This is a genomic window from Paracoccus contaminans (assembly GCF_002105555.1).
Taxonomy (GTDB): Bacteria; Pseudomonadota; Alphaproteobacteria; order Rhodobacterales; family Rhodobacteraceae; genus Paracoccus; species Paracoccus contaminans.
In genome coordinates this window covers 1,952,758-1,967,720 of the sequence record NZ_CP020612.1, presented here as the reverse complement: position 1 = coordinate 1,967,720, position 14,963 = coordinate 1,952,758, and the positions used below count along the sequence as shown (strand labels likewise).

Below are 14,963 nucleotides of genomic sequence, written 5' to 3'. Positions count from 1 at the left end.
TGATCGTGATTGGGAGCCGTCATGACCGCCAGCCTTCCCCGCCGTTCGCTTACCCTGCGGGATGTCTCGATGGCGTCGGGCGTCAGCGAGATGACGGTCAGCCGGGTGCTGCGCAACCGCGGCGACGTATCACCGGCAACGCGGGAAAAGGTGCTGACGGCGGCTCGTTCGCTGGGCTATGTGCCCAACCGCATCGCGGGCGGGCTGGCCAGCCAGCGCGTCAACCTGGTCGCCGTGGTGATCCCGTCGCTGTCGAACCTGGTCTTTCCCGACGTGCTGGGCGGGATTTCCGCCGAACTGGACGACACCGCGCTTCAGCCCGTCGTGGGCGTCACCCATTACGGCCCCGCGCGCGAGGAGGCCGTTCTGTATGACATGCTCAGTTGGCGGCCCAGCGGGGTGATCCTTGCCGGGCTGGAACATTCACCGGCGTCCCGCTCGATGCTGAAGGCCGCCGGCATCCCCGTGGTCGAGATCATGGACATCGACGGCCCCCCCATCGACGTGACCGTGGGCATCAGCCATGAACGGGCGGGGGCCGAAATGGCGGCGCATATCCTGGCCGCCGGCTATCGCCGCATCGGCTTCATCGGCACGCACATGCCCGAGGATCACCGCGCGCGAAAGCGGCTTGCGGGTTTCGAACGGGTGCTGGCCGAGGCGGGGCATCCTCTGGTGGCGCGCGAATATTACCAGGGCGGCTCATCCCTGGGCAAGGGGCGGGAGCTGACCGGGCGCATCCTCTCGCGCCAGCCCGAGCTGGATTTCCTTTACTATTCCAACGATCTGATCGGCGCGGGCGGGCTGATCTGGGCGCGCGAGCAGGGGATCGACATCCCCGGCCGGCTCGGCCTTGCAGGCTTCAACGGCGTGGATCTGCTGGACGGGCTGCCGATCCGGCTTGCCACCACCGATGCCAGGCGGGTCGAGATCGGGCGGCGCGCCGCGCGGATCGTCGCCGGCAAGGAACCCCGGCCCGAATCGGGGGTGATCGCGCTGGCGCCGACCTTCCTGCCCGGCGACACGATCCGCGCGCCGCGCTAAAGGGTCAGCGTCTCCATCACGGCGGGCCTGCGCACGTCCACGCCGGGCAGCGCGGCCACCAGCGGCTCGGCGGACTGTTCGAGCAGCGGAAAGGTGCCGTAATGGCACGGGATCACGACCTTGAAGTCGAAATACCTGCGCGCCGCCCAAGCCGCGCCAGCCATGTCCATCGTGTAATGTCCGCCGCAGGCCAGGATGCCGATATCGGGGCGGTGATATTCGCCCATCCAGCCCATGTCGGCCATGATGTCGGTATCGCCCGAGACATAGATCGTGCGCCCCTCGCCCGCGATCATGTATCCGGCCTCGTGCCCCGCATAGACCGGCCCGTTTTCCCCTTCCAGGGACGAGGAATGGGCCGCATTCACCATCGTGACCCTTGCCCCGCCCAGATCAACCGTGCCGCCCTTGTTGAAGCCGGTGCCCTCGATCCCTTCGGTCCTTGTCCAGTATCCGATCAGGTCGGCGATGCCGATGATCGGGATGCCGAGTTCCCGTGCGATGGCCAGCGCGTCCCCGGTGTGATCGCCATGCCCGTGGGTGATCAGGACATGGGTCGCGCCCGTGATCGCCTCGTCCCGCCTTTTGTCCGGAAAGCGCGGGTTTCCGGCCAGCCAGGGGTCCAGCAGGATCACCGCATCCTCGATCTCGATCCGAAAGCCGGAATGGCCAAGCCAGGTCAGTTTCATGTCGCACCTCTGGGTTCCTGCCGGGCCAAGGCTAGCGCGGCTTGCCCAAGCCGTCCACGCCCGGTAAATCCGGGGCCGAGCGAAAGGATTTCCCATGGCGATTGACCAATCCGAGGCCCGCAAGGTCGCCCATCTGGCGCGAATCGCGGTCACGGGCGAGGCGCTGCCCGCGCTGGCGGCCGAGCTGAACGGCATCCTTCATTTCATGCAGCAGCTGAACGAAGTCGATGTCGAGGGGATCGAGCCGATGACCGGGGTCGAACCCATGCGCCTCAAGCGCCGCCCCGATGTCGTGACCGACGGTGACATGCAGCCTGCCATTCTCGCCAATGCGCCCGATGCGCGCGAGGGGTTCTTTGCCGTGCCCAAGGTGGTGGAATGAGCCTGAACGAACTGACCATCGCCGAGGCGCGCCGCCGCCTGCGCGCGCGCGAGATCACCGCCGCCGAACTGACCGAGGCCTGTCTGTCGGCGATCGACGCGGCGGGCGCGTTGAACGCCTTTGTCCACCACACGCCCGAGATCGCGCGGGGGCAGGCCGCGGCCGCCGATGATCGGCTGGCCGCAGGCGATGCGCCGGCGATGTGCGGGATTCCGCTGGGGATCAAGGATCTGTTCTGCACCCGCGGCGTGCCGACCCAGGCCGCCAGCCGCATTCTGGAAGGTTTCCGCCCCGAATACGAATCGGCGGTGACGCAGAACCTGTTCGATGCCGGCGCGGTGATGCTTGGCAAGCTGAACATGGACGAATTCGCCATGGGTTCGTCGAACGAGACGAGCGTCTATGGCAATGCCGTGAACCCCTGGAAGGTCGATGGCCGCCCCCTGACGCCCGGCGGCTCGTCCGGCGGATCGGCCGCGGCCGTGGCGGCCGATCTGTGCCTCGGGGCGACCGGGACGGATACGGGCGGCTCCATCCGTCAGCCTGCGGCCTTCACCGGCACGGTCGGGCTCAAGCCCACCTATGGGCGCGTCTCGCGCTGGGGAACGATCGCCTTTGCCTCGTCGCTGGATCAGGCGGGCCCGATGACCCGGACGGTGCGCGACGCGGCGATCATGCTGGGCGCGATGGCATCGGTTGATCCAAGGGATTCCACCAGCGCCGACCGTCCGGTGCCCGACTACGAGGCCGCGCTGACCGGCGACATCCGCGGCAGGCGCATCGGCATCCCCCGCGAATACCGCATGGAGGGCATGCCGGCGGAGATCGACGCGCTGTGGAAACAGGGCGCGTCGATGCTGCGCGATGCGGGGGCCGAGATCGTGGACATCTCGCTGCCGCACACGAAATACGCCCTGCCCGCCTATTACGTCATCGCCCCGGCCGAGGCGTCGTCCAACCTCGCGCGCTATGACGGGGTCCGCTATGGCCGGCGCGCCACCCTGGCGGCGGGCGACGGCATCACCGAGATGTATGAAAAGACCCGCGCCGAAGGCTTCGGCCCCGAGGTGCAGCGGCGGGTGATGATCGGCACCTATGTGCTGTCTACGGGCTTCTATGACGCCTATTACAACCGCGCGCGCAAGGTCCGCGCCCTCATCAAGCGTGACTTCGATCAGGTCTTTGCGCAAGGCATCGACACGATCCTGACGCCCGCCACACCCTCGGCCGCCTTCGGGCTGGGGGCGATGAAGGATGCCGATCCGGTTGCGATGTATCTCAACGACGTGTTCACCGTGACGGTGAACCTTGCCGGGCTGCCGGGCCTGGCTGTTCCGGTCGGGCTGGATGCGCAGGGGTTGCCCCTGGGGCTGCAGCTGATCGGGCGGCCATGGGACGAAGGCAACCTGCTCAACCACGGAACGGTGCTGGAAAAGGCCGCCGGCTTTGTCGCCAAGCCGCAGCGCTGGTGGTAGGTTGGGCCGAACTCGGCAAAGGATGACAAGATGCGTGCACTGATCCTGATCCCGCTTGTCGCGCTCGCCGCCTGTTCGGGCGAGAACCAGGGCTGGAACCCCAATTATCGCGCCGAGGCCACCCCTTATGGCGATTACCTGCGCCAACGCGAGGCTGCCCTGACCGGGTATCGCGCAGAACCCCCGCGGACGATCCCGGTGGCCCGCCCCTTCAAGGCGCCGACCCCGGCCGAGATCGCCGGTCCCTCGCCGGTGCAGGAGCTTGAGCGCGCCTTCCCGGCCGGCCAGGCGCGCAAGGAACCCCTGCGTGGCGCGCCTGCGGTGGACCCGTTGCCCCCCTCGCTCTATCCGCGAGGCACGACCGTCCGGGTCCGCCCGGCCGTGGTCACGGGCACCGTTCGCCAGCGCGCGGCCACCCAGACGCCTGCTGTCCGCACAACGCCGGTAACGGTTACCACCCGCCCCCTGGGCAGCACCGTCAAGCCGCTCTATGCCCGCAGCGTCACGCCCGGCGACAACTGCGCGGCCTATCCCTCTCAGGCAGCAGCCCAGCGGGATTTCGCTGACAAGGGCGGTCCCGGGCGCGATCCGCTCGGCCTTGATCCCGATGGCGACGGGCGCGCCTGCAGCCTGACCGGCCGGCAGGGCGAGCCACTGTGACCGCATGCGCGCGGATCCTCGCGCGCCAGCAGGTCAAGGCCCCCGCCCCCTGGTTCAAGGGACATCAGGGACAGCGCGCGGGGGTTTCCCTTTCCGGGAGCCTTTCCGCACACCGCATCGCCGGCTATCATGGGCGGGTGCTGCAGGCATGAGCGCGCCGACCTATCCCTCGCCCAATCATGGAGAGCGGCGGGGCGTGCAGGCGCCCGATCTGATCGTGATCCATTACACCGGCATGGCCGACTGTGCTGCGGCGCTTGCGCGCCTGTGCGACCCCGCTGCCGAGGTATCGGCGCATTGGCTGATCGACGCCGACGGCACGACGCAGCGCCTGGTGCCCGAGCATCGGCGCGCATGGCATGCCGGGGCCGGGTCATGGCAGGGCCGCGCGGATGTGAATTCCCGTTCCATCGGGATCGAACTGGCCAATCCCGGCGATCGCCCCTTTCCCGAACCACAGATGGCGGCGCTGGAGGAATTGCTGCGCGCGATCATGGCGCGCTGGGCGATACCGCCGCATAGGGTGATCGGCCATTCCGACATGGCCCCCGGCCGCAAGATCGACCCCGGTCCCCGCTTCGACTGGGCGCGGCTTGCCCGCAGGGGCCTCGCGCTCGCGGTGTCGGCTGCGCCCGCATCGCAGCCGCTGGATGCGATGCTGGATGCCATCGGCTATCCTGCGGCCGATCCCGCCACCCGTCTTGCCGCCTTTCGCCTGCGGTTCTGCCCCTGGAACGGCGGGCCGGAAAATGACACCGACCGACAGCTTGCAGCCGGCGCATTGCGCGCCTTGGCGATGGGGGAAACCGGATGATCTACAAGGTTCTGCGCGCCGCCGAGTGGGAGGCGTTCCAGCGTCAGGGCGAGACGGCGGGCGCGCCGGTCGACCTGACGGACGGCTATATCCATTTCTCGACTGCCGATCAGCTGCCCGGAACCCTCGTCCGGCACTTTGCAGGCGAGGCGGACTTGTATCTGATCGCCTGCGACCCGGCGGCCCTTTCACCCGACCTGCGCTGGGAACCGGCGCGGGGGGGCGCGCTGTTCCCCCATCTCTATCGCCCCTTGCGCATGGTGGACGTGGCCTCTGCGGCCCCCGTTGCGCCGGGGTCCACCAACCCCGACGAGGCTGCGCCATGATGCGCCTTCTTGAACAGACCGGCCTTGCGGCGCTCCACCGGCTCGACCCTGAGCGGGCACATGATCTGTCGCTGCGGGCGTTGCAGGCCGGAATCGTGCCCTTGCCGGGCCAGCCCTTCACCACGCCCAGGATCACCGTCCGCCCGGGGGGGCTGGACCTTCCCAATCCCGTGGGCCTGGCCGCAGGCTATGACAAGAATGCCCGCGTGCTGGGTCCATTGATGCGCGCAGGCTTCGGCTTTGTCGAAGTCGGCGCCGCAACGCCCCGTCCGCAGCCCGGCAACCCTAGGCCCCGGCTGTTCCGCCTGACCGAAGACCGGGCGATCATCAACCGCTTCGGTTTCAACAACGAGGGGATCGAGCCGATCGCGGCCCGGCTGGCCGCCCGCATGCCCGGGATTCCGGTCGGACTGAATATCGGCGCGAACAAGGACAGCGCCGACCGCGCCGCGGATTTTGCCCTGGTCGCCCGGCGGGCGGCGCCGCTGGCGGATTTCCTGACCATCAACGTCAGCTCGCCGAACACCGAACGGCTGCGCGAGCTGCAGGGCGCGCGCGCCCTGTCGGCGCTGATCGCGGGCGTCATCGCCGCCCGCGACGACAGCGGCGCCCGCCCGCCCGTCTTCGTCAAGATCGCCCCCGATCTCGACGATGCCGCGCTGGCCGAGCTTGCCGCGGTGCTGCGCGACAGCCAGGCGGCGGGGGTGATCGCCACCAACACCACCCTGGACCGCGCCGGGATCGCCTCGCCGCAGGCAGGTCAGGCGGGCGGGCTGTCGGGCGCGCCGCTGTTTGACCGCTCGACCCGTGTCGTGGCCCGGCTCTACCGCCTGCTCGAAGGTCGGCTGCCGATCATCGGGGTCGGGGGGATCGGATCGGTCGATCAGGCCTGGGCCAAGATCGAGGCGGGCGCGGCCGCGATCCAGCTTTACACAGGTCTGATCTACCAGGGCTTCTCGCTGGCCGAGCGCATCGCCCGCGGCCTCGATGCGCGGCTGATGGTGGCGGGCAAGACGCTGGCGGACCTGACCGGCTCGGACGCCCAGCGCTGGGCGCGCTAGGCCGTCCCGTCCACCCCGAGGATCTGGTTCATCATGTCCGATGGTTTCTCGCAGCCGGCATCGCCCACGATCCGCGCCGGAACGCCCGCGACCGTCTTGCAAGGCGGAATGTCCATCAGCACGACCGAGCCGGCGGCGATCCGGCTGCTGTGGCCCACATGGATATTGCCCAGAACCTTGGCACCCGCGCCGATCATCACCCCGTTGCCGATCTTGGGATGACGGTCGCCATCCTCCTTGCCGGTTCCGCCCAGCGTGACGGAATGCAGCATCGACACATCGTTGCCGACCACGGCCGTTTCGCCGATCACGATGGAATGGGCATGGTCGATCATGACCCCGGTGCCCATGCGGGCGGCCGGGTGGATATCCACGCCGAACACCTCGGAACAGCGCATCTGCACGAAATAGGCCATGTCGCGCCGCCCTTGGTCCCACAGCCAGTGACCGATCCGATAGGCCTGCAACGCCTGATAACCCTTGAAGAACAGCATCGGCTGCATCAGCCGGTGGCAGGCCGGATCACGGGCATAGACCGCCTCGAGGTCGGCCTGCGCCGCCGCCGCCAGCGCAGGCTCGCGCGCATGGGCGTCGTCGGCGATCTCGCGCAGGATCTGCTCGCTCATCTCGCCCGATGCCAGCTTGAGCGAGAAGCGATAGCCGAGCGCCGCGGCAAAGGTCGCATGATGCAGCAGCCCGGCATGGATCAGCGCGCCCAGCAAAGGCTCGGTGCGCACCGCTTCGGCGGCCTCGGATCGGATACGCGCCCACAGCGCAAGCTGCGCCTGCGGATCACGCGCCCCGCCGGGCATCTGACCAAGCTCGTCCATCTCGCCCTCCGGCCGGTTACCCCCCTCAGATAAGGCAGCGATGGGCGAGAGAAAAGGCAGGCGCATCTGATCGCCCGCCCGCAAGGATCAGGTCGCCGCCGGCACGCGCAGTTCAAGCCAGTGCAGGCTCAGCCGCACCTTGCCCCCGCCGGCAAAGCTGCCGCCTGCCGCCGTCAGCCGCAAGGGCATCGCCGCATAGAAGGATGCGGGCGTGCCCAGCAGGCCCATGCCGTAGGAACCCTTATCAAGGCCCAGCCCCTGGCCGAAGCGCTGCTGGGGGCTCGACACGCCGCTCAGGCTGGCATGGCCAAGCTGCCAGCTGGTCGCCGATCCGGGGATCGTCTCGACGACGCGGGCGGTGGCGCCGATCACCATGACATTGGGGGGGATCACCACATCCGTCACCGTGATCGTCCCCGCCTTCACCTCGACCTGGCCCTCGGCCATGCCCGCGATCATGGCCCCGCCGAAAAGGCCCAGTGTCTGGACCCCTCCGACCCAGGCCTTGCCGTCCCACAGCGCATGGCATCCCTGATCGGCAATCCAGGCACGCTGGCCTGCCTGTGCGGCGACAAAGGCCCAGCCGCCATTCGTCCCGATGGCGATCTGCCCGCCCTTGCCGGCCCAGGCGCCCGATCCCGCGGCCGGCACCGCAAAGCACATCCCGTCCGTCACCGCGGTAGGCGGCGCGGCAAGCGAGGCGCTTTGCAGCACCAGATTCACCAACCCGTCCAGGCGCATCAGCGCCTCGTTCACGGTGACGTGCTTTTGCGCCTGTGCCGGCTGCAACAGCGGCAGGCCGCAGCGCTGGGTGACTGGTTCAGACATGGATCACTCTCCTTGCAGACGGGCCAGGCCCGTAAACGTCCGACAGTTGCGCCACCCCGATGACGAAGGGACCGCCCTGCCCCGCCGCGGTCCAGACCGCCTCAGGAACGGTCCAGCGCGGCTCATTGACGACCGTGCGGTACAGCTCGGCAGCCCCTTGCGTGATGGTGACGACATAGCGTTCCGCCGCCTCGCCCAGGGGCACGTCGTAAACGTCCCAGTTGTCGCCCCCCGTCCGGGTGCGGCGGATCCAGCGCGCGTCCCGGCCCGAAAGCGTCAGGTGACAGGGCGACAGCGGCCGCAGGCCGGCGCCGGCGAAACTTCGCGTCAGATGCCGATAGGACGGATCGTCTGCCGTCCGGCTGGCCGGGCCGATCCGCCAGTGCCGGATCTGCCCGCGGGCATCGGGCGGCAGATCGACCTGACGGGGCGCGCCATCCATCAAGACGATGATGCTGCCGGCCGGCCATTCGGCCGGCATCAGCGCATCCGTTCCCGCCTGCCCGCGCAAGCGCCCGGAAATCGCCCACTCGCCAGGCCCGACCAGTTCGGCGTCCAGGAACTGCATCAGTTCCCAGTTCTGCGCCGTGCCATCCCCGATCGCCAGGACATTGGCCCCGGCTAGCAGCGCATTGCGCGTGACCGATCGCAGGTTGCCCCCCTTGACCCGGATGCGCAGCGCCGCGCCCCGGTCCAGCACGCCCGGACGGGCGGCGGCCAGCGGCGCCAGGGTGACCCCCATCACCGCGCGTCGGGGCAGGACGACGTCAGGCGCGTATCCGCCGTCCTCGTCGGTGGAAACCCAGGCCCGCACGGCACCGGGCCATGGCGTTGCCGTGGCGGCCAGCCAGGGCGCGTGCGGGGCCTCGGTCCCGCGCATCAGCGGCAGGTCGAGGAATACGGGCCAGACAGGGCCGGGCGCCACATGCGCCTTGCCGCGCGGCCCCTCGAGGGGCTGCACGGCCGGACGATAGACGCCCGGCTCGACGCGCACCGCATCGACAAGGACGGCGCCCGCCCGTTCCACCCGGTCGATGCGCCAGCGCGTTCCCTCACCCTCGATGGCCAGCACATCGCCCGGCCCAAGATGGGCGCGCGACGGCGGCAGCGCAAAGCGCGCCGTCACCTGCGCAACCTTCGATTCGGCCAGCCAGCGCGCGGCGATGGAATGGCCCTCGGCAAGGGTCAGCGCCATCGGCAGATCGCTGTCGGACACGCTGATGCGCTCGGCGTCCGGCAGGGCCGCCTCGGCGGTGCGGGTGGCGTAATCCGCGCCCGCCTCGACCAGGCTCACCCGCACCCGGCCGACAAGTTCCGCCGCCGGGGCACGCGTGATCTCCAGCCCGGTGGCGTCCTCGGTGACGGCCAGGTCTTCGGCCGGAACCGTCTCGTCCAGCCTTCCGTCGCGCATGGCAAAGCGCAGCGCGCCGTCGCGTTCGACGGCGTCGAAACCATGGGCAAGCATCAGCGGCTGCAGAACCGAACGGCCGCTTTCGGCTCCCCCGACGCAATATCCCCGCACGAGGCCGTGCAGCCCGCCGGCATCGACAGCGCCCAGACCCGAGGCGCGGCAGATATTCGCCACCACGTCCTTCAGCGGCAGCGCCGTGGCCCGCCCGTTCAGCCAGTGGCCCCGTTCCCATGCCGGGCCGTCCGCCCACAGGTCGCTGCGGGCGGGAAAGGCCGGATAGGGCCGCGCATCCCAGCACCAGACATGGGCGCGCGACAGATCGACCATCCGCCCGCCGCCCGCCCGTTCCGGGTTGTTGGCCGGGTCACGCCAATAGGCGGTGACGGCATCGACATAGGCGGCCTGGATCGCATCGTCGCGGCGCCCGTCCGAATACCAGGGCAGCATCGATTCGCTGCTCAGCGCATCGAGGAACTTGTTGGGCTGGTTCGTGGCCTTGTCCAGCGCCGCGCAGCCGTATTCGGTGAACCAGATCGGCTTGGATCCCGGCACCCATGCCGTCGGCTCGGCTGCGCGTGTGCCGTCAGCGCCCCGATTGTAATGCCAGTTCGACCACCAGCCCCGCAGATCCTTGTAGCGCCAGATCCACGGCTCGCCCTGGCCATCGGTGATCGGCGTGCGGATCTGGGCATCGCGGTCCGCGTCGCTGCGGTAATACCACTCATATCCCTCGCCGCCGCAGACATTCGCGCCCAGATAGGCGGGGTTGTGGATGTCGCCCCAATGGGCGTCCAGATGCGCCTCGCCCTCGCGCCAGTCCGACAGCGGCATGTAATTGTCGATGCCGACAAAGTCGATATTGGCATCCCCCCACAGCGGGTCCAGATGGAATACCGCCTCGTCCCCGCCCGGATGGTGGCCGAAATACTCGCTCCAGTCCGCGGCATAGCCCAGCTTGACCGCCGGGCCGAGGATGCCGCGCACATCCGCCGCAAGGGCGCGCAGGGCCGCGACCGCGGGATAGCGCCCGCCCGCGCCCCTGATCTGGGTCAGGCCGATCATCTCGGACCCGATCAGGAAGGCATCGACCCCGCCCGCCAGCGCGCACAGATGCGCATAATGCAGGATGAAGCGGCGATAGGACCATTCGTCAGGCCCCGAATAATGAACCGCGCCCCCCTGCACACGAAAGTCGGCGGGCGCGGCGGTGCCGAAAAAGGCGGCGACCTCGGCATCCGCGGCTGCGGTGCCGTCGGGCGATCCCTTGCGCCCGGCCGCCGCCGAACTCGTGATACGGCCGCGCCAGGGCATGACCGGCTGGTCCCTCGCGCCCGTCCAGGGATCGGGCAGGCCGTTGCTCGCCATCTGCTCCATCAGGATAAAGGGATAGAACACCGCCGCCTTGCCTGATGCGCGGATCGCGCGGATCGCCTGGATGACCGAGCCATCGGCCGGCGTGCCCCCATAGACCGAGCGGCCGTCCTTGCGCACGATCTCGGCCGCCTCGGCACGGGTGATGCCGCCGGCCCGCCAGGGCATTTCCTGCCCGTCGTTCAGCTTCTGCTCGACCTTGGGCCGCACCGTGCAGCGCGCCGCGCGCAAGTCGTCGCCGAACCATGACACGACCAGCGAGACCGACCCGACCTTGGGCAGCTCGCGCCCCAGGGTTGCCAGCGAAACCTGAAAATCCGTTCCGCCCATGGGCGTATTGCGGTTCAGAACGCGCGTTTCGCCCAGCCCCAGGTCGATCGAGACATCGCCGGTCGCCAGCGCATATTCGCCCGTGCCGGGGATCAGCGCGACCGCCTCGACATTCTCGGCCAGCGAGGCTGACCCGGCCAGCCCCCGCGTCACCTCGAAGGACAGCTGCGGCACGCGGTTGCCCCACCGCTCCAGCGCCAGATCCTCAAGCACGACATAGGCGGTGCCGCGATAGGCGGGCGCGGCCTCGCCCTCATGCGCGACGATGACCGGATCGGGCAGCTGCGATTCGCCCCCGCCATAGGCCCGCATGTTCAGCAGCGCCGGGTCGATCTCCTCTCCGTCAGCCCAGACGCGGCCGACCGACAGGATCGGCCCTTCGCACAGCGCGATCGCCAGGCTCAGCCGATAGGTCAGTTCGGTGACGCTGGCGCTCGTGCCCTTGCCGCCCACCTCCTCGGTCCGGCTGATCTCGGTCACGGGCGAGGCCCAGATGACATGTCCCGGCATCCGCATCTGCCCCCACAGGCGCGCAATCGCGGTGCCCTCGCCCGCCGTCTGCAGGCGCAGGCGGTCGATGCGCCCCGTTTCGACGGGCTTTGCGCCCCCGCCCAGCAGCCGCTGATCGATCACCTGCCCGACGGTGGCGCCCACGGCGCGGCCGATGACGGCCCCGGTCAGACCCAGCACCGTCCCGCCAAAGCCCGCGCCCACCGACGCGCCGGCCGCCGCCAGAAGTATGGTCGCCATCGCCTCTCTCCCTTTCATGTTGCAGTGGCCCGCCCGCGGCGGTCCGCCGGGCCGTGGGCGCAGCCCCTGGCGCGCATCGGGCGCCGCCGGGTCAGACCGCGGCAGGCCAGCGGAACCGCGCCGCGACCCGCGCCGCCCAGGGGGCGGAAAGCGGGCTTTCCACGACGCCGTGGCGGTCATAGGCGTGGACAAAGCGCGCCGCCTCGCCCAGCCCGGTGCGCAGCCCCAGATGCTTGGCAACGCCCCCCGCCCGCATGCGGAACAGCAGCACCTCGCCCACGGCCTCGGGCGCATCGGGGTGCACAAGGACAAGGTTGCGCAATGCGGCTGCGTGCAGCAGCTCGTCCCGTCCCGCCTCGCCCCAATCCGCCGTATAGGGGGGCGGGGCCTCTGGCTCGCCCCCGTAAAGCGCGCGCCACACGCCGCGGATCAGCCCCAGGCAGTCGGTCCCCGCCCCTTGCGCCGATCCCTGATGAACATAGGGCGTGCCGATCCAGGACCGGGCGATTTCGGCCGCGCGCAGGTTCATCGCCCGTCCCCATTCGCCTGCGGCGCAATCATCCAGTCTTCGGGGGGCAGATGAGGAAAGCCGCGGAAGTTCAGGAAATTCTGGAACTTCATCCGGCATGAGTCGGCCCGCTTGTCGCATCCTGCGACCAGCCGCACCCCGTCCCCGGCGGCCGGGCGGGCGCCCGGCGCGGTCCACAGGTCCAGCGCGCGCATTCCTGGGGCCGGAACCGCGTCGGTCTTGATCCAGCCGGTCAGGCCGGCGGACGCTCCATCCAGAAACTGCACCTGCCCGTGATCGAACCAGCCCCCCTCGAAGGCAGGCATGCCCTCCAGGGCGATCCGCGCCCCCCCCTCGCCAACCGAGGCGATACGCCCTTCAGCGTGAAAGCCTTCGCGGCCGGTGTCAAACCGGCATCTGCTGTCTCCCAGCAGCGCCGAGCAGCGCCCGTGATAGACCCGCCCCTGCGGGCGGTTCAGCAGCTCTGCCAGGCCGCGCAGCTCGGCGCGATAGGCGCCATGCGCGTGGCTGACCTCGCCCAGCGCCCCGCGGAACACCAGCCGACGCTGCTCGGGTGCGGTCCAGTCCACCTCCCACAGGCGCATCTCGGCGCCGTCCCAGCGCCCTGCGTCTAGATCCGAGGCGGTGATCGCCTCGTCCGACAGGATGCCCTGCGCCTCGGTATTGTCCACCGACAGGCCCAGCCCCTGCACCAGCGCCTGCGCCGTTAGCCCCGCATCGGGGCGGAAGGTCAAACCCTCGAAGGACAGCGCCCCGTCATGGTCGGTAAAGCCCAGTGTCAGGCCGTCGGCGCGCGTGACCGCCCAGGCGCGGGCGATCGTCGTCGTCTCGGCGCGGGCCTGCGCTGCGCCGGCGCCTGCGGGCAAAAGCACGGCCCCGCTCATTGGCGCACCTCGATGACGGGCACATGGGGCACCTCTCCGGCGTTGAAGGATGCGACCGATACGGCGATCCGGTCGGTGTCAAAGCGCACCGGCACGTCGAATTCGAACCCCGCGGTGATCGGCGCATCGGCCATGGGCGCCATATTCAGCGTGATCAGGCCGGTCGCATAATTGACAGTAAAATCGACCGTCTCGAACTGCTCGACATCGCCGATGGCAACCCGCACAGTGCCCGGAACCGGCTTGAGGATCGGCCGCCGATAGCCCTCATCGCCCGAGCGATACAGCTTGGACAGCTGGAACGATACGCTGCGCCCGTCCCCCTGCCCGATCAGCTGGTCAGTGGCGCTGACGCCCCGGCTGGGCAGGGCCGAGCTGTAATCGGCCCAGTCCTTCCATCGGAAGCCGTGCAGCTGCCCGGCCCGCGCCTCGAAAAAGGCGATCAGGGCGGCCATGTCGTCAAGGCTGCGCATCCCCACCCCCGCGTCATAGCGGCGCCGCGAATGGGCCCAGGGGCTGTTGCGTTCCTCAAAGCCGTTGGCCAGCGTGACGATCTCGGTGCGCCGCTCGGGCCCGCCGGCCGAGCCGAAGGACAGGCGCGGCGGAAACTGGATTTCGTGAAAGGCCATCATGCGTTCCTTTCGCCGCGCGCCATCATGCGGCCCAGCGAGGCGGCAATCTGTCCCTGACTGCGGCGAAAGCCCGCGACATCGGGGGTGGATACGTTGAAGGTCACGTTCATCGCCCGCCCGGCCCCGCCGCCTGCGGCAACGCCCAGCCGCCCATCGGCCCCGCGGCGCAGCGGCATGATCGCCTCGGGACCGGCCTCGCCCATCAGGCCGGTCGCCCCGCGCATGGGGAAATGGGTGGGCTGGCTGACAACCCCGCCCCTGGCGAACGGCATGACCCGGCCCTGGCTGAAGGCCGCGCCATCCGCGAAAGGCAGCGCGCCCGAGACAAGGCTGCTGACCCCCTGGGCCAGCGCCCCTGAAACCGCCTGCTGCACAGGTTTCATCGCCACGGCATAGACGGTATCGGCCATGTTGCGGGCAATGCCCTTCAACGCGTCCGACAGCTTCGCCCCGTCAAGGGCCACGCTGTCAAAAGCCCGCCTGAGCCCGCCGCCAAACCCCGCGCTCAGCGTCGTGACCTCGCGCCCGGTGCGGCTCATCGACTGGGCAAGGCGGCTCAGCTCCGCCTCGAAGGCGGCCGTCATCCGTCCCGACTGCTCCAGCCTGCTGCCCAGCCGCTCAAGCCCGTCCTGGTCCGAGCCGCTTGCGAAGCCGTCCCTATCCGCCATCGGCCTGTCTCCTGTCCTGTTGGTTCATGCGCGCAGGCTTGGGGCCTGCCCGCGGATCGCCCGCCCCGCCCGCCGCCGCGCCGTCCGGAAAGCGGGCCATCAGATCGCCAAGGCGCGCGCGCGTCATCGCGGCGGCCCCGAAATCGATCCCCAGCATCAGCGCGAGCTCGGCCGGGGTCAGATCCCAGAACTCGCCCGGCTTCAGCCCCAGGCCGCGCAGGCCTGCCCGCATCAGCCCCGCCCAGTCCAGCCCCGCGGGATAGGCACCAGGCCGGCGGG

The 14,963-nt window shown here is 69.7% G+C and carries 16 protein-coding genes; 7 read left to right on the top strand and 9 right to left on the bottom strand.

The features are described from left to right. The first annotated feature begins 21 nt into the window (after nucleotides 1-21). The gene (locus B0A89_RS09310) at nucleotides 22-1,044 is read left to right on the top strand and encodes a LacI family DNA-binding transcriptional regulator (RefSeq protein WP_085377903.1); all 1,023 of its coding nucleotides are present in this window, start codon (nucleotides 22-24) and stop codon (nucleotides 1,042-1,044) included. On the opposite strand, the gene B0A89_RS09305 is transcribed toward B0A89_RS09310, so the two are convergent. Continuing rightward, nucleotides 1,041-1,733, bottom strand: a complete 693-nt coding sequence (locus B0A89_RS09305; protein ID WP_085377902.1) for a metal-dependent hydrolase — start codon at nucleotides 1,731-1,733, stop codon at nucleotides 1,041-1,043. The genes B0A89_RS09310 and B0A89_RS09305 overlap by 4 nt on opposite strands. Before the next feature lie 94 nt (nucleotides 1,734-1,827). Here B0A89_RS09305 and gatC point away from each other — a divergent pair, with 94 nt between their 5' ends. From gatC to B0A89_RS09275, 6 genes are all read left to right on the top strand, one after another. Continuing rightward, a complete protein-coding gene (gatC, locus tag B0A89_RS09300) occupies nucleotides 1,828-2,115 on the top strand; it encodes an Asp-tRNA(Asn)/Glu-tRNA(Gln) amidotransferase subunit GatC (protein ID WP_085377901.1) in 288 nt (95 codons plus the stop codon). Further along, the gene (gene gatA / locus B0A89_RS09295; RefSeq protein ID WP_085377900.1) at nucleotides 2,112-3,590 is read left to right on the top strand and encodes an Asp-tRNA(Asn)/Glu-tRNA(Gln) amidotransferase subunit GatA; all 1,479 of its coding nucleotides are present in this window, start codon (nucleotides 2,112-2,114) and stop codon (nucleotides 3,588-3,590) included. The genes gatC and gatA overlap by 4 nt, the downstream gene beginning before the upstream one ends. A 30-nt stretch (nucleotides 3,591-3,620) precedes the next feature. Next, entirely contained in the window at nucleotides 3,621-4,250 is a 630-nt protein-coding gene (locus tag B0A89_RS09290; protein WP_085377899.1) for a hypothetical protein, read from the top strand. A gap of 148 nt (nucleotides 4,251-4,398) precedes the next feature. Then, nucleotides 4,399-5,064 (top strand): N-acetylmuramoyl-L-alanine amidase, encoded by a 666-nt coding sequence (locus B0A89_RS09285; RefSeq protein ID WP_085377898.1) that lies wholly within the window; start codon nucleotides 4,399-4,401, stop codon nucleotides 5,062-5,064. Then, a complete protein-coding gene (locus B0A89_RS09280; RefSeq protein WP_085377897.1) occupies nucleotides 5,061-5,390 on the top strand; it encodes a DUF952 domain-containing protein in 330 nt (109 codons plus the stop codon). The genes B0A89_RS09285 and B0A89_RS09280 overlap by 4 nt, the downstream gene beginning before the upstream one ends. Then, the gene (locus tag B0A89_RS09275; RefSeq protein ID WP_085378869.1) at nucleotides 5,390-6,451 is read left to right on the top strand and encodes a quinone-dependent dihydroorotate dehydrogenase; all 1,062 of its coding nucleotides are present in this window, start codon (nucleotides 5,390-5,392) and stop codon (nucleotides 6,449-6,451) included. The genes B0A89_RS09280 and B0A89_RS09275 overlap by 1 nt, the downstream gene beginning before the upstream one ends. Here the strand turns inward: B0A89_RS09275 and cysE are convergent. The 8 genes from cysE to B0A89_RS09235 all read right to left on the bottom strand — a co-directional run bounded on the left by cysE (nucleotide 6,448) and on the right by B0A89_RS09235 (nucleotide 14,916). After that, nucleotides 6,448-7,281, bottom strand: coding sequence for a serine O-acetyltransferase (gene cysE, locus B0A89_RS09270; RefSeq protein ID WP_085377896.1), 834 nt, complete (start codon nucleotides 7,279-7,281; stop codon nucleotides 6,448-6,450). The genes B0A89_RS09275 and cysE overlap by 4 nt on opposite strands. A gap of 87 nt (nucleotides 7,282-7,368) precedes the next feature. Further along, complete coding sequence (locus B0A89_RS09265; protein WP_085377895.1) at nucleotides 7,369-8,109, bottom strand: DUF2793 domain-containing protein; 741 nt, start codon at nucleotides 8,107-8,109, stop codon at nucleotides 7,369-7,371. Beyond that, nucleotides 8,102-11,971 (bottom strand): baseplate multidomain protein megatron, encoded by a 3,870-nt coding sequence (locus B0A89_RS09260; protein ID WP_085377894.1) that lies wholly within the window; start codon nucleotides 11,969-11,971, stop codon nucleotides 8,102-8,104. The genes B0A89_RS09265 and B0A89_RS09260 overlap by 8 nt, the downstream gene beginning before the upstream one ends. 91 nt (nucleotides 11,972-12,062) lie before the next feature. Then, nucleotides 12,063-12,500 carry a C40 family peptidase gene (locus B0A89_RS09255; RefSeq protein ID WP_085377893.1) on the bottom strand — a complete coding sequence of 146 codons (438 nt, stop codon included), beginning with the start codon at nucleotides 12,498-12,500 and terminating at the stop codon, nucleotides 12,063-12,065. Next, nucleotides 12,497-13,384 carry a DUF2163 domain-containing protein gene (locus tag B0A89_RS09250; protein ID WP_085377892.1) on the bottom strand — a complete coding sequence of 296 codons (888 nt, stop codon included), beginning with the start codon at nucleotides 13,382-13,384 and terminating at the stop codon, nucleotides 12,497-12,499. Before B0A89_RS09250 ends, B0A89_RS09255 begins: the two co-directional genes overlap by 4 nt. Beyond that, the gene (locus B0A89_RS09245) at nucleotides 13,381-14,013 is read right to left on the bottom strand and encodes a DUF2460 domain-containing protein (protein ID WP_085377891.1); all 633 of its coding nucleotides are present in this window, start codon (nucleotides 14,011-14,013) and stop codon (nucleotides 13,381-13,383) included. The genes B0A89_RS09250 and B0A89_RS09245 overlap by 4 nt, the downstream gene beginning before the upstream one ends. Next, a complete protein-coding gene (locus tag B0A89_RS09240) occupies nucleotides 14,013-14,684 on the bottom strand; it encodes a phage tail tape measure protein (RefSeq protein ID WP_085377890.1) in 672 nt (223 codons plus the stop codon). Before B0A89_RS09240 ends, B0A89_RS09245 begins: the two co-directional genes overlap by 1 nt. After that, nucleotides 14,674-14,916, bottom strand: a complete 243-nt coding sequence (locus B0A89_RS09235) for a phage tail assembly chaperone (RefSeq protein ID WP_240558691.1) — start codon at nucleotides 14,914-14,916, stop codon at nucleotides 14,674-14,676. The genes B0A89_RS09240 and B0A89_RS09235 overlap by 11 nt, the downstream gene beginning before the upstream one ends. Nucleotides 14,917-14,963 lie beyond the last annotated feature (47 nt).

Bases quoted from the DNA above. Each gene is read 5' to 3' on its own strand.
- B0A89_RS09310 (WP_085377903.1), top strand. From the start codon at position 22: ATGACCGCCAGCCTTCCCCGCCGTTCGCTTACCCTGCGGGATGTCTCG.
- B0A89_RS09305 (WP_085377902.1), bottom strand. From the start codon at position 1,733: ATGAAACTGACCTGGCTTGGCCATTCCGGCTTTCGGATCGAGATCGAG.
- gatC (WP_085377901.1), top strand. From the start codon at position 1,828: ATGGCGATTGACCAATCCGAGGCCCGCAAGGTCGCCCATCTGGCGCGA.
- gatA (WP_085377900.1), top strand. From the start codon at position 2,112: ATGAGCCTGAACGAACTGACCATCGCCGAGGCGCGCCGCCGCCTGCGC.
- B0A89_RS09290 (WP_085377899.1), top strand. From the start codon at position 3,621: ATGCGTGCACTGATCCTGATCCCGCTTGTCGCGCTCGCCGCCTGTTCG.
- B0A89_RS09285 (WP_085377898.1), top strand. From the start codon at position 4,399: ATGAGCGCGCCGACCTATCCCTCGCCCAATCATGGAGAGCGGCGGGGC.
- B0A89_RS09280 (WP_085377897.1), top strand. From the start codon at position 5,061: ATGATCTACAAGGTTCTGCGCGCCGCCGAGTGGGAGGCGTTCCAGCGT.
- B0A89_RS09275 (WP_085378869.1), top strand. From the start codon at position 5,390: ATGCGCCTTCTTGAACAGACCGGCCTTGCGGCGCTCCACCGGCTCGAC.
- cysE (WP_085377896.1), bottom strand. From the start codon at position 7,281: ATGGACGAGCTTGGTCAGATGCCCGGCGGGGCGCGTGATCCGCAGGCG.
- B0A89_RS09265 (WP_085377895.1), bottom strand. From the start codon at position 8,109: ATGTCTGAACCAGTCACCCAGCGCTGCGGCCTGCCGCTGTTGCAGCCG.
- B0A89_RS09260 (WP_085377894.1), bottom strand. From the start codon at position 11,971: ATGGCGACCATACTTCTGGCGGCGGCCGGCGCGTCGGTGGGCGCGGGC.
- B0A89_RS09255 (WP_085377893.1), bottom strand. From the start codon at position 12,500: ATGAACCTGCGCGCGGCCGAAATCGCCCGGTCCTGGATCGGCACGCCC.
- B0A89_RS09250 (WP_085377892.1), bottom strand. From the start codon at position 13,384: ATGAGCGGGGCCGTGCTTTTGCCCGCAGGCGCCGGCGCAGCGCAGGCC.
- B0A89_RS09245 (WP_085377891.1), bottom strand. From the start codon at position 14,013: ATGGCCTTTCACGAAATCCAGTTTCCGCCGCGCCTGTCCTTCGGCTCG.
- B0A89_RS09240 (WP_085377890.1), bottom strand. From the start codon at position 14,684: ATGGCGGATAGGGACGGCTTCGCAAGCGGCTCGGACCAGGACGGGCTT.
- B0A89_RS09235 (WP_240558691.1), bottom strand. From the start codon at position 14,916: ATGCGGGCAGGCCTGCGCGGCCTGGGGCTGAAGCCGGGCGAGTTCTGG.